This window comes from Methanobacteriaceae archaeon (genome assembly GCA_013403005.1).
Taxonomy (GTDB): Archaea; Methanobacteriota; Methanobacteria; order Methanobacteriales; family Methanobacteriaceae; genus Methanobacterium.
In genome coordinates this window covers 1-12,870 of record JACBOA010000013.1, presented here as the reverse complement: position 1 = coordinate 12,870, position 12,870 = coordinate 1, and the positions used below count along the sequence as shown (strand labels likewise).

The 12,870-nt window shown below is 44.1% G+C and carries 10 protein-coding genes; 3 read left to right on the top strand and 7 right to left on the bottom strand.

Annotated features, from left to right (window positions below; translation table 11 throughout):
• The first annotated feature begins 96 nt into the window (after positions 1–96).
• Genes HVN35_08865 through HVN35_08855 form a run of 3 tightly spaced genes read left to right on the top strand, consistent with a single transcriptional unit; the run spans position 97 to position 2,948 of the window.
• Entirely contained in the window at positions 97–1,125 is a 1,029-nt protein-coding gene (locus HVN35_08865; GenBank protein ID NYB52653.1) for an ABC transporter permease, read from the top strand.
• On the top strand, positions 1,118–1,774 hold the full coding sequence (locus HVN35_08860; GenBank protein NYB52652.1) for an ABC transporter ATP-binding protein: 657 nt from the start codon (positions 1,118–1,120) through the stop codon (positions 1,772–1,774). Before HVN35_08865 ends, HVN35_08860 begins: the two co-directional genes overlap by 8 nt.
• 22 nt (positions 1,775–1,796) lie before the next feature.
• A complete protein-coding gene (locus HVN35_08855; GenBank protein NYB52651.1) occupies positions 1,797–2,948 on the top strand; it encodes an ABC transporter permease in 1,152 nt (383 codons plus the stop codon).
• A 75-nt stretch (positions 2,949–3,023) separates the two neighbouring features.
• Here HVN35_08855 and HVN35_08850 read toward each other — a convergent pair whose 3' ends face one another.
• From HVN35_08850 to HVN35_08820, 7 genes are all read right to left on the bottom strand, one after another.
• Positions 3,024–3,587, bottom strand: a complete 564-nt coding sequence (locus HVN35_08850) for a phosphatidate cytidylyltransferase (GenBank protein ID NYB52650.1) — start codon at positions 3,585–3,587, stop codon at positions 3,024–3,026.
• A 4-nt stretch (positions 3,588–3,591) separates the two neighbouring features.
• Positions 3,592–5,763, bottom strand: coding sequence for a phosphoribosylformylglycinamidine synthase subunit PurL (gene purL, locus HVN35_08845; GenBank protein ID NYB52649.1), 2,172 nt, complete (start codon positions 5,761–5,763; stop codon positions 3,592–3,594).
• A gap of 98 nt (positions 5,764–5,861) precedes the next feature.
• Positions 5,862–9,011 (bottom strand): isoleucine--tRNA ligase, encoded by a 3,150-nt coding sequence (locus tag HVN35_08840; GenBank protein NYB52648.1) that lies wholly within the window; start codon positions 9,009–9,011, stop codon positions 5,862–5,864.
• Positions 9,012–9,272: 261 nt separating this feature from the next.
• Positions 9,273–10,478, bottom strand: a complete 1,206-nt coding sequence (locus HVN35_08835; protein ID NYB52647.1) for a methionine adenosyltransferase — start codon at positions 10,476–10,478, stop codon at positions 9,273–9,275.
• Between the two features lie 637 nt (positions 10,479–11,115).
• Complete coding sequence (locus HVN35_08830; GenBank protein ID NYB52646.1) at positions 11,116–11,289, bottom strand: hypothetical protein; 174 nt, start codon at positions 11,287–11,289, stop codon at positions 11,116–11,118.
• A gap of 71 nt (positions 11,290–11,360) precedes the next feature.
• Positions 11,361–11,531, bottom strand: a complete 171-nt coding sequence (locus HVN35_08825) for a transposase (GenBank protein NYB52645.1) — start codon at positions 11,529–11,531, stop codon at positions 11,361–11,363.
• An 85-nt stretch (positions 11,532–11,616) separates the two neighbouring features.
• Positions 11,617–12,870 (bottom strand): SBBP repeat-containing protein (locus tag HVN35_08820; GenBank protein NYB52644.1); only part of this gene is annotated, 1,254 nt, incomplete at its 5' end.

The window sequence follows — 12,870 nt, the reverse complement described above, 5'->3', positions numbered from 1 at the left end:
TTAATTAGTGGAATATTTGGGGAGAATTAAGAAATGAGCATTTACAGACTGTCATTTAAAAATCTTAAAAGAAGAAAGCTCAGAAGCGCCCTGACTATGCTGGGCATAATCATTGGAGTGGCCACCCTGGTACTTCTCATGGGCGCAGGCACCGGTATGAAATCCTACCTGAAGGACCAGACAGAAACCATGATGGGTGATGTGTCCATCTATAACAGTTCTGGCGGTGCTTTCATGGGATCCCGTGGAGATGCATATCTTAACCAGGAAACAGTATCCCGAATAAAAAACATGTCCATATTGTATAATATCAAAGAAGAAACCCAGTTCACCACAGACCTTAATAGAACCCCCCTCTATGTTATTGGAATATCCAACTGGGATCAGGTAAAAATAAACGGGTCAACAGGGGTGGTTATTGACCAATCCCTGGTTGATAAATTTGATTATAAAATCGGAAGTAAAATCACCATTAAAGATGAACAATTCACCGTAACTGGAATCACACAGCAGAGCACTGGAATGGGAATGGGAATTGTCTTTTTAGATGTTGATAAAGCCCTGCCTTTAAATGAGAATAAAGTCACCAGTGTAACTGCCAGTGCCAGAGGAGATCCAGAAACTGCTAAAAAGGATATAGAAAGTCAGATTCCCGGGACCATGGCCATGACTCAGTCTGATTTCACCAAACAAATCGATGATATGATGAATGGAATAATGCTCTTCATAGGGGCTATAGCCAGCATAGGCCTAATCGTAGGGGTTATAAGCATTGTGAATATAATGCTGGTGAATGTTACCGAGAGAACCCGAGAAATAGGTGTTCTAAAAGCCATAGGATTCACCAACGGCGAAGTACTGCGAAGCATCCTCATGGAAGCCGGACTTTTAGGTTTCATAGGGGCTCTGATAGGCTTGGTTCTCGCGGCAGTGCTCATGCAACTGGCCATAATCTTTTTAGGACCTCAACTGGGAATGGAAGACGTAACACTACTTTACATGCTTCCACCCTGGTTAATTTTAGCAGTGGTGGGTGGAGCCACAGTTTTAAGTATTTTAGCAGGCCTTTACCCTGCATGGAGAGCATCCAGACTAAATGTGGTGGAGGCGCTTCGCTATGACTGATATTCTTGAAATTAATGAAGCTTGGAAAACTTATAGGATGGGTAGCCAGGAAATAAACGCCCTTCAAGGGGTTAACTTGAAACTGGGTGAAAAATCATTCCTGGCAGTTATGGGACCATCAGGTTCTGGTAAATCAACACTGCTCCACCTGGCTGGAATACTTGACCTGCCAACCCAGGGAGAGGTCATTTTCAATGGAAAAAATGTTAAAAAATTATCTGCAAAAAAACAGGCTAAATTAAGGAGAAACAAAATCGGATTTGTCTTCCAGCGTTTCAACCTCCTATCCCAGTTAACAGCCTTAGAAAATGTCATGCTTCCCATGCTGAAACCAGACCCGGAAAAGGCCCGGGAAATACTGGGCCGGGTAGGCTTAGAAGGCAAATATGACCGCCTACCCACACAACTATCTGGTGGAGAGGAACAGAGAGTGGCCATAGCCCGGGCTCTGGCCAATGATCCCCTTTTAATACTGGCAGATGAACCCACCGGTGAACTGGACACTGCTAACAGTCACCTGATAATGGAACTGTTAACCGACCTTAACCAGGAGGGTAGGAGCATCATCATTGTCACCCACGACCCACTGGCAGCAGAATACGCTCAAAAAACTGTTAAAATGAGAGATGGGAAGATATTAGACGGATAAAAAGAAAAAATTAGAATAAACCATGATCTCAAGCACCACCCGAAAAATAATGGCCCTGGCAAAGAAGGAAGCCCGAGACATTCTCCAAAACAGGATATATGTACTGGTTGTTCTGGTTCAGGTATTCATAATCATAGGGGCAGTGGGTTTGGTGGCTGTAGCCTCTATTGCCAGTGACCCCGCCCTTCTGGATCAGCTGGGGGCAACCTCCACCCTTAATATAGGATTAAGTAAGGATTTGAACGATTCCAGCCTGGCTAAATATTTGAAAGAACAGAAACTAACTCTAAACTATTATAACAGTACAGCCGAAGCTAAACCTCAGTTGGGTAAAAAATTAGTGGCCATAGTTGATATTTCCAGTTCAGGGGAAGTATCTGTCCAGGTGGACACTTCCAATGTATTCTATCCAGTGGCCTCTACTAAAATCAATAACGCCGTTGACAAGTTCAACACGGAAAGAACCCTACAAAATGCAGGTCTCAATGAAAGCCAGGTAAAAGCCATTCAGAATCCAGTAAACTTCCAGGAAATAAAACTCAATCAGAACAAAGAGGTTAAATTAGCTCTGGACAGCCCTTACTTTGTGGAATTAATATATGGGTTCATAGTACCATTTATACTCCTATTGCCATTCTTCCTGGCCAGTAACATTGTAACTGATAGTGTGGTGGGGGAAAAAGAGAGAAAAACCTTTGAAGTACTTTTAATGACACCCCTCTCCAGCTACATGGTTATACTGGGTAAAATAATCCCCATACTCTTGTTTTCCCTATTACAGAGCATTGCCTGGATCCTCTTGCTTGACCTGCTTCGAGTACCTATATACAATCCAGGACTCATGGTTTTAGTGTTGTTTTTCTTGGGATTGGCATTTATAGGGGTGGGGATACTCATATCCATGCTGGTGGACAGTACCAAGGAGGCCAACTCTGCTATAACCCTGGTCCTGGTTTTTGCCACATTTATCCTGTTCATTCCCCTTTTCATCAAATCGGATATCTTTCAGGGAGTTTTTAACTTTATTCCCACAGTTTTAATGGTGAGACTGGCCTCATCCCCTACAATTAAACCTGAAATCATGCTTTACCTTTTGCCTACATTGGTGGTTTCGTTGTTTATTTTTGTAGGCACGGTGAGATCTTTTAAACATGAGAGGGCTATTAGGTTATAGATTTATTTTTTCTGAATTTTTTCTAGTAGTTGCTGAATAGGAATATTTTTGAGAATTTAAGGCTTCGGTTATGGTTTAAATCATGAAATAAACTACTGAACTCATGGCCAGTGCTGACACCAGGGGTATGGGCACGTTATCATCAACTGGACTGTAGGCTTCAGTTAAGGCTCCGGCAAGAGAACCTAGAAATGCTGGGATCAGGGGTAGCTGGGTGAGGGATACCAGAAATCCCACCACCAGAAAGGCCAGACTTCCTTCCAGAGTTTTATGGGGCTGGAAGGGTAACCTGATTTTTCCAAACCTCTTACCAATAAGGGTGGATGCTGAATCCCCAAACAATAGAATGAGAATGGCAGCATTGGCAATAGCCATGTTAAACTGGAAAAAGTACAAAGTTATGATAATACCAATGAAGAAATAGACAAATCCTCTCTCATCATGTTTGCGTTTAGCAACTCTTAAAATAGTGGAAAAAAAGGGTATGTGGTGGTTATGATCCAGTCGAAATACTATTTCTACAAAAACCAGTATGGCCATGCACAGAATAATTAATAAGTTGGGGGGTAAAAAGTAACTTAAAACAACGATGAAGACACCTGATGCGTGAATCAGCTGCCTCCAAAGTTCTTTTTTCATAAGATCAGGCCATGAATTTTTCTATAACTCCGTGATAGGCATGGTCAAGCTCGGATACACTAATTTCAGTCACACCTTCACCAGAGGTTATTTTAAGAGAATCTCCTCCAACAGTGCCAATAATTGCTGAAGGAACATTCATATCCTTCAGGGTAGAAAGAATATTTTCTGAAGCTTCTTCAGTAACCGTGACCAGGTAACGGGCATGTGATTCGGAAAAGAGTGTTTCTGATGGTGAAAGACCTTCCGCTCCAGGAACACTGGAGAGATTCACAGTGGCACCAATTTTTCCCTTGATGGCCATTTCAGCCAGGGCAACTCCCAATCCTCCAGCGGAAAGATCATGGGCTGCGGTTACCTTTCCAGCATCATCTTTTTTAATTATTCCCAGCACAGCCTGGGCAGATGCGAATTCATCTTCAATATTTACACGGGGGGCTTCTCCCTGAACTAAGCCGTGAATGGTCTTATGATACTCGGATCCATCCATCTCTGGATTGGTCCTTCCTATGACCATGATCTTATCACCCTTATTCTTGAATTCCATGGTTCTTATGTCTTTTAGATCCATGATTCCAGCCACGCTTACCACTGGTGATGGATTAACAGTCACTCCCTCGGTTTCATTGTAGAAGCTGACATTCCCGCTGATTACTGGTAAATTGAACCTTTGGGCAATGTCTGACATGCCCTGCACGCATTCTGAAAACTGCCAGAACACTTCCGGCTTCTCAGGGTTGCCAAAGTTAAGACAGTCCACCATACACAGGGGTTCTGATCCCATGGCCACCACGTTGCGTATGGCCTCAGCCACCGCCCCGGCTCCTCCGTGATAGGGATCCAGGTAGCAGTGTATGCTGTTACAGTCACTGGTAAGGGTGAAGGCTTTCTCATCATCCACCCTTAAGACTGCGGCATCGTCTCCTGGTTTGACCACAGTGCGTATCTGCACCTCATGATCGTACTGTCGGTAAACCCATTTTTTACTGGCAATATTCTGACTGGAAAGCAACTCCAAAAGGGCTTCATCAACTGGCCCCTCCTCCACTTTCGAATATTTTTCATCGGGTTCTGGTTTTTTTGCTTCGCGTTCCACAATGGGAGGATCTGCTAAAAGCTGGGTGGGTATGTCTGCTATCACTTCTCCTTCCCTGGTGACCACCATGCGCTGGGTGTCAGTGACCTGGCCAATCACTGCATAGGGAAGTTCATACTTGTCGAATATTTCCAGCAAGCTATCCACATCTTGGCGGTTCACCACGAACACCATCCTTTCCTGTGACTCAGATAACATTATCTCATAGGGAGTCATTCCTTCCTCCCTCAGGGGGACTTTGGTCAACTCCAAGAGAGCACCGTTACCACTTTTATCAGCCATTTCAGATATACAGCAGGTAAGACCCCCACCACCCAGATCCTTCAATCCCTGCACCTCAACCTTCTCCAGGGCCTCGAAGGTGGCTTCCATTACCTGTTTTTTAGTGAATGGGTCACCCACCTGAACTGCAGGTCGGCTTTCCAGTTCTGAGGATGAGGTGAGTTCTTCTGAAGCGAAGGTGACACCGTGTATACCATCTCTTCCAGTACGGCCACCCATCAATACGAATACATCTCCCACATTAGGGGCGATGCCTCGTACAATTTCATCCTTACGCACAATTCCTGCGCAGACTACATTCACCAGGGGATTGAATTTGAAGTTATCCTCAAATTCCACTTCCCCACCTACTGTGGGGATTCCCACCCGGTTCCCATAGTCTGAGATTCCTTTAACCACGTATTCAAAGATGTAACGTGAGCGCTGGTCTTCCATGGGTCCGAAGCGCAGGGAGTCCAGAAGGGCAACTGGTGTGGCTCCCATGGATATGATGTCCCTGATTATTCCACCAATACCAGTACCGGCACCTCCATAGGGTTCCACTGCCGAGGGATGGTTGTGGCTTTCCATACCCATGACCAGGGCCAGTTCATCGGTAAGTTCCACGATACCAGCATCATCCCCTGGTCCCAGTATGACTTTCTCTCCCTCGGTGGGGAAGAGTTTCAGGATGGGTCGGCTGCTCTTGTAGGAGCAGTGTTCTGAGAACATTATATCCAGCATACCTTCTTCCAGGGGGTTAGGGTCCCGTCCCAGTTCATTTTTGATATATTCCAGTTCAGCATCGGTTAAAGTCATCTCATTCACCCTCACTTGAGTTAATCATCAAGGATCATATGTTATTCGCCTGCATAGAGAAATTTTCAAAATTTTACAGTTTTTTTACCTGCTTGAAGTTATTTCTTGAAACTTATGGATAATTCAAAATCCTCAATATTCCATTTTTTATTGTGATATCCTTCACCAGTGCCAAATTCAAGTTCTTCGGCTCGTACTTCATGAGAAATGAAATCCACATGGGGCTCAACCAGCTCCTGGAAATCAGGGCTGCAGTCCACGCTAACCTTAATAGTGGCCTCCACATCCAGGTCCAGGTCTTTTCGCATATCCTGAATCCTTCTTATAAGTTCCCGGGACATGGCCTCAGATAATATCTCGGGAGTGACTTCGGTGTCCACAAAAACACTTCCACCCTCAAATTCAGAACTGACCACGTTATCAGGAAGTTCAGTTTCAAACAGCACATCACCCTCTTCCAAGGTGATGGTCTTATCCTCCAGTTCAATCTCATATTTTCCTTCACTTTCCAGGGTAGAAAGAATTGCTGCACCGTCACTTTCTGCCAAGTGCGCTGCTACTTGGGGAACATCTCCACGTAGTTTAGGGCCCAGTGTTTTCATGTTGGGTGTGGCCAGGATTTTAAGACCTTCAAATTCCTCACTACAACGCACATCCTTGGTGTTGGCCTGCTCCAGGAGCACCTCTTTGAGGGCTTCAACTGAGCCCCTTACCTCAGGATCCTCAGTAACAATCACCATCTCCCTCACTGGCCAGCGGAGTTTGTAACGGGCCACATCACGTGCACGGGCACATGCCTCGATGATTTCTCGCACAATTTCCATGTTTTTCTCTAATTCTTCGTTAATGGCCTCTTCATCCACCTCCCAGTCCAGCATGTGCACACTCTCCGGAGCACTCTCTTCCCCACCACGCACCAGATTCTGATAGATTTCCTCGGTAATATGGGGGGATATAGGTGCTAGAGTGGTTATTAATTTCTTCAGAACATGGTAAAGGGTGTAGTAGGCTCCTAACTTATCAGGATCTTCTTTTTCCACCCAGGTACGTCCCCGGATAAGGCGCACGTACCAGCGGCTCAGATCCTCCAGTATGAAATGGTTTAAGCTGCGGGTGGCCTTGTGCAGATGCAGGGAATCCAGAGCACTGGTAACCTCAAGGGCCACGGAGTTCACCCGGGAGGTTATCCAGCGGTCTTCATCACGGAATTTAAGGTCTTGGGGAGAGTGAATGGTAGGATTGAATTCGTCCAGTGCCATGTAGGTGGTGCTGAAGACGTAAACATTCCAGAGGATGTTGAACATCTTGTTAACTGTGCCCACTTCCTCCCAGTTGAATTTCAGGTCATCCCATGGTTTGTTACCCCATAAGAGGTAGAAGCGGAGGACATCGGCACCATATTTTTCCACTACCTCATCTGGTTCCACCACATTACCCAGGGATTTACTCATCTTTTTACCATCCTCATCCAGGGTGAAACCATGCATCAGAACCTTCTGGTAGGGTACACTGTCCAGGGCTATGACTCCACAGCCCATCTGGGAATAGAACCATCCACGGGTCTGGTCATGTCCCTCGGTTATGAACTGGTAGGGATACCATTCCTGGAACATCTCTTTTTCCTGGGGATAATGCAGGGCAGCCCATCCTGCCACTCCCGAGTCGATCCACACATCCAACACGTCAGGGGTGCGCTTCATCTTCCCCCCGCAGGAGCAGCCCAGTTTAATCTCATCCACGTGTGGTCGGTGGATGAAATCTCCTTCCAGTTTTCCTTCCACTATTTTCTCCTGCAGCTCTCTTATGGATCCCACTACTTCCATTTTTCCACAGTCCTGACAGAGCCAGATGGGTATGGGTATTCCCCAGTATCTTTGTCGGGAGATGGTCCAGTCCCTGGCATTTTCCACCCAGTTACGGAACCTGCTCTCCCCGGCCCAGGAGGGCACCCATTCTACTTTATCCAGTTCACTGAGCATTTTATCTTTGATGGCTGTGACTTTCAAAAACCACTGTTCTGTGGCCAGGTAGATGATGGGTGTTTTACACCTCCAGCAGAACCCATAACGGTGGTCAATGATTCCTTCTTTAAATAAGAGGTGATGAGAGTCCAGATCAGCGATGATGTGGGGATCGGCATCTTTAACAAACTGACCCTCATATTTCCCTGCTTCAGCTGTGAAAAGTCCGGCCTCATCCACGGGACAGAATATGGGCAAACCGTATTTTTTACCTATTTCAAAGTCATCCGGACCGTGTCCTGGGGCGGTGTGCACGCAACCAGTACCCTCAGTTAGGGTTACATGATCGCCAGGCAGTATAAGGTGCTGGAAATCCTTATGGAATGGGATTTCTCCGGGTAGGGGGTGTTGATATTCAGTTCCCTCCAGTTCACTTCCTTTAACGGTTTTGATTATTTCATAATCCTGTTCAGGGAAGGTGGCCTCCACCAGGGCTTCGGCCATCACATAGATCTCTGTCTTTTTGGTTTCAGGATCTTCAACTTTGATGTAAGCGTAATCATAATCAGGATGCACGCACACTGCCAGATTGGCGGGCAGGGTCCAGGGAGTGGTGGTCCAAACCAGAATGAACTCCTTTTCCCTTCCCTTAAGTGGAAACTTAACGTATATGGAAGGATCTTCCTTGTTCTCATAATCTATTTCTGCCAGTGCCAGGGCTGTTTCACAGCGGGGACACCAGGTAATAACCCTCTGGTCCTTAATCAGGAGTTCCTTTTCATGGGCTCTTTTCAGGGTCCACCAGCAGCTCTCCATGTACTGGGTGTCAAAAGTCACGTAAGGCTTATCCCAGTCCATCCAAACCCCTAAAAGCTGGAATTGCTGGGTCATAAGGGCCTGATTTTCCACTGCAAACTCCTTACACTTGTTCACGAAGTTTTCAATACCGATTCTGGTTTCTATTTCCTTCTTACTTTTAAGTCCCAGCAGTCCTTCTACCTTGTGTTCAATGGGCAGTCCGTGGGTATCCCATCCAGCCTGTCTACGGACATTGAATCCGGACATGGATTTAAAACGCAAAAACGAGTCCTTGATGATCTTGTTCCAGGCGGTTCCCAGATGAATCCGGCCACTGCAGTAGGGTGGCCCGTCTAAAAATGAGAAATTAGGCTGATTTTTTCTCAAATCACGTGTTTTTTCATAGGTCTGGTTTTCTTCCCAGAATTTCTGCACTTTCTCTTCTATGACCTTGGACTGGTATGATCGGGGGGCTTCCTTGATTGCCATCTGCCATTCTCCTTGTAAAATATCATTGATAAACTTGAAGATCAATATTTTAGTGAAATATTTGATGATCAACTCATAAGAAACTTTGTTCCTAGGCCTTTTATATCCTTTTATACCATTGATCTCACCGGGTGAAGGAGTCCTTCTGGTGATGATAACATAAAAAGGCAGTATAAAAAGCCAGGAAAATAATTAAAAATTATTAAAAGGTATTTAAGAAATATACAAGAAAAATAAAGAATAATAAAGAAATTAAGGAGCTTAGAAGGTCCTAAGCTTACCTTTAATTAACATTTCAGTTATCTGATTGATGTCAGCCAGCCAGGTGTCCATAACTCCCTGAACTTCGCTTCTCACCTGATCCATTTCATAACCTTTCTCCAGGATGAGCTGTGCACTGGCGGCCCTGGGCTGGTCTATAGGAGAGCCTATCTGACTTAAAATCATTAAGTGCGCCTGGTTAACTCCTTCCACCTCTTTTATGATGTCATTGGCCATCTGAGTGGATAAGAGGTTGTATATTTTGCCCACGTGGTTGATGGGGTTTTTACCAGAGGTGGCTTCCATGGACATGGGACGGTTAGGAGTTATGAGTCCGTTAGCCCGGTTCCCACGACCCACGGATCCGTCGTCTCCCATTTCTGCAGAGGTACCAGTAACTGTGAGGTAGTAACCTTCCTCGGTTTTTGAGGTAGGATCATCAGCAGTGTTGATGAAAGTTTCCACATCTCGGGAGGTGTGTTCCAGGGCCAGGTTGGTTACAATCTCTTTTAAGGCTTCCTTGGTTTCCATGTAACTTGCAGGGCCATCAACGTATTTGGAAATCATAGCCACTGCCACGGTAAGGGTGATCTTATCATGATCACGCAGCCCCATTACTTTGATGTCTTCACCCACCTGAGGATATTTCTTTTTGAATGATTTGGAGTTTAAGAGTTCTTCAATGGCCATTACCATACTCTCAGTTTCGGAAAACGGTGCAAATCCAACTCCAAAGGAAGTGTCATTCGAGGAGGGCATTCCCTTCCTTCCAAAAACATCCACCAGGTCTCCGGAACCATGACCGATCTTGCACTCCACCACGGTGCAGGTTTCCACGTCCAGATTGATAAGCGCTTCTTTAAGGTATTCTTTAGCCGCTCCGATGGCTATTCGGTCCACACCGATTTTTTTGCCCTCGTATTCAGGAACTCCTCTTCCAGTGAGTAGGATGTCCATGGGTTTGATTATATCTCCTCCACCAAATTCTGGTGAGGATTCGCCAGCTGTTATCTGCACCTCATCGGTGTTATGGTGAAGTACACCACCAAAATAATCAAGATAAGCATTGCACAGGCCACGGCTAACTGATTCTGCTATTCCATCACTGATACTGTCCGGGTGTCCGATACCCTTCCTTTCCACGATTTCTATCTCTTGCTCTTCAATGGGCTTCTGAATAAGCTCTTCCACTATGATATTTCTCATATATGATCCCTCTAATCCTTTGAAAAACCTATTATACATGATTAGGTTAAAAGTATCTTTATGAGTTATTTATGATCACTTATATAAACTAGTGTATTTTTTTTAGATTTTCCCACCCATACTTTTTTTAGTGCAGGTACAAATTATTTGTAGTGATTCGTCCATCTAATTAACTCCATGGATGAATGTAAATTGGAAGAATTTGACGTACATATGGAGATATATTCTTTGAAACTCCTCTAAAAATTCTTAAATATTGTCTTATGTGATGAATGTCTGTTATCAGATGTGTAGACGTGTTTTTCATATGTTTGCATACTCTTTTGGGGAGTGGTTAATTACATGATGTTCTTTAACATCTGCTTGTTCTTCTAAATTATGTATAAAAATGTATAATCATCAGTGAAAGCTATTATGGGTCCTTTGTAATGAGTTTCTATTATTGTGAGTATCTAAATCTTTGGGATAAGTTTTTTTAAACAGTTAAGAATGGTGTTTCTGGTTCCTCAACCAACTGATTATTGGTGGTTTGTCTTATGTCACATATTTCCATCTGCCTCTTAATTATAGGCCTCCTTTTTCTTGGAAGTTTTTTTTAAGCCTTTAATGCCTGCGGATTGGTACATTTTCATTGATTTCAATTTTTTTCATCAATTTCAATTTCTCCTGCTAATACAGGATCTTCTGTATTATTTTCTAAACATTCTTTAAATTCCTTAGATATTCTGTTTACACTTTCCCATTTATGGCCTAATTCTTCTGATAATCGATTAACGCTTTTTTTATCTTGGTTCAATATTATATAAAGCATTTCACCTAAGGGGAGGTGTTTATTGGCGAAAAATAGTTCCAGTAAAATCAGTGAAATTCAAACCACATTTATTACATGAAATATCGCCTAACTTTTTTGTTAATAACATATCCTCTTTTATATATCTCATTAGATTTGCATTCGGGACAATAAACTCCTTCAGCCCATCTTATGTGTCTAAAAACATCTAAAGCTTTTTCCTCATCTGGAATAAACAATTCCAATACTGCATCACTTGTCATACATAATATTCTAGTTTTTATATTACTTACAATTTTACACTAAAATAAGGGTAAGAGCGAAAAAGAAAAAAAGAAGGGGGGGAATTTATTTTTTTGTGCTGACAATTCCGCCTAACACCATTAACACTGCTAATACTAGAATTGTTAGTGGTGTTCCGGTTTTTTGCATAGGCACGGTTTTACCATTAACTGGTTCACTTCTGGGGCCGATTTTTTCAGCGGCATTCACTGTTATGCTCTCTGTGTTCTCATCTATTGTGGGGTCATAGGTTGTGGTGGATAGACGTGGATTAATCTGGTAGGTTCCGGGTTTTAGATATTTTAGGTCTAGCCATAGGTAGGGGTCACCAACGGGTACATCATTTATATTCCAGGTGAGTGTTCGTGTTGCTTGTTGGTAGGTCCAGGTTCCTTTATCTACACTTGCACTGGCAAATTCCAATCCCGGGGGTATTTGGTAGGTCATAACCACATCACTGGCCGTGTCTGGTCCACGGTTACCCACTTTGATGGTGTAGGTTACAGTGTCACCTGCTATTGGATTGTTTTTATCGGATGTGATGGTCAGATAAAGACTTGATGTAGGATTCACAGTCAAAGTAGCCGTTGCTGAACTTGCTTGATAGTTTCCTGTTCCTAGGTATTCTGCTAATATGGGGTAAGTTCCAGCCTTCCAAGTTCCGGGTATCTGGTAGGTGTAGGTGGCCTGTCCGTTTACCACATTTGCGGTTCCCACTATGTTTCCATTTACACTGAACTGTACTTGTCCTTCATTGATTGGGTTGCCATTATCGTCTTCCACTTGCGCGGTTAACTCCACATTTTTACCAGCAAAACCAGTTTTACTAAAACTTTGAGTTACAGTTTTAATAGTAGAACCAAATTTCGCAACAAAACCGTCACCATTCCCGGCTTCGCTGGCTTGGTAGGCGTCAGGTGTTACTGGGAAATTGTTGGATTCTGTGTTTCCGGTGATGTAGGCGTTGCCATTATTATCAATGGCAATAGCTCGTCCATAGTCGGTGCTGGTTCCTCCGAGGTAGGTGCTGTATTGTAGTGTGGTTCCGGTGGGGTTGATTTTGGTTATGAAAGCATCAACATTCCCGGCGTAGCTGGCTTGGTAGGCGTCAGGTGTTACTGGGAAATCGTTGGATTCTGTGTATCCGGTGATGTAGGCGTTGCCATTATTATCAACGGCAATAGCATATCCAAAGTCGTAGTTGGTTCCTCCGAGGTAGGTGCTGTATTGTAGTGTGGTTCCGGTGGGGTTGATCTTGGTTATGAAAGCATCAACATTCCCGGCGTTGCTGGCTTGGTAGGCGTCAGGTGTAACGGGGAA

What these genes read in the sequence shown, in the direction of transcription:
- HVN35_08865 (NYB52653.1), top strand. Translation starts at nt 97, where the DNA reads ATGCTGGGCATAATCATTGGAGTGGCCACCCTGGTACTTCTCATGGGC.
- HVN35_08860 (NYB52652.1), top strand. Translation starts at nt 1,118, where the DNA reads ATGACTGATATTCTTGAAATTAATGAAGCTTGGAAAACTTATAGGATG.
- HVN35_08855 (NYB52651.1), top strand. Translation starts at nt 1,797, where the DNA reads ATGATCTCAAGCACCACCCGAAAAATAATGGCCCTGGCAAAGAAGGAA.
- HVN35_08850 (NYB52650.1), bottom strand. Translation starts at nt 3,587, where the DNA reads ATGAAAAAAGAACTTTGGAGGCAGCTGATTCACGCATCAGGTGTCTTC.
- purL (NYB52649.1), bottom strand. Translation starts at nt 5,763, where the DNA reads ATGACTTTAACCGATGCTGAACTGGAATATATCAAAAATGAACTGGGA.
- HVN35_08840 (NYB52648.1), bottom strand. Translation starts at nt 9,011, where the DNA reads ATGGCAATCAAGGAAGCCCCCCGATCATACCAGTCCAAGGTCATAGAA.
- HVN35_08835 (NYB52647.1), bottom strand. Translation starts at nt 10,478, where the DNA reads ATGAGAAATATCATAGTGGAAGAGCTTATTCAGAAGCCCATTGAAGAG.
- HVN35_08830 (NYB52646.1), bottom strand. Translation starts at nt 11,289, where the DNA reads ATGCTTTATATAATATTGAACCAAGATAAAAAAAGCGTTAATCGATTA.
- HVN35_08825 (NYB52645.1), bottom strand. Translation starts at nt 11,531, where the DNA reads ATGACAAGTGATGCAGTATTGGAATTGTTTATTCCAGATGAGGAAAAA.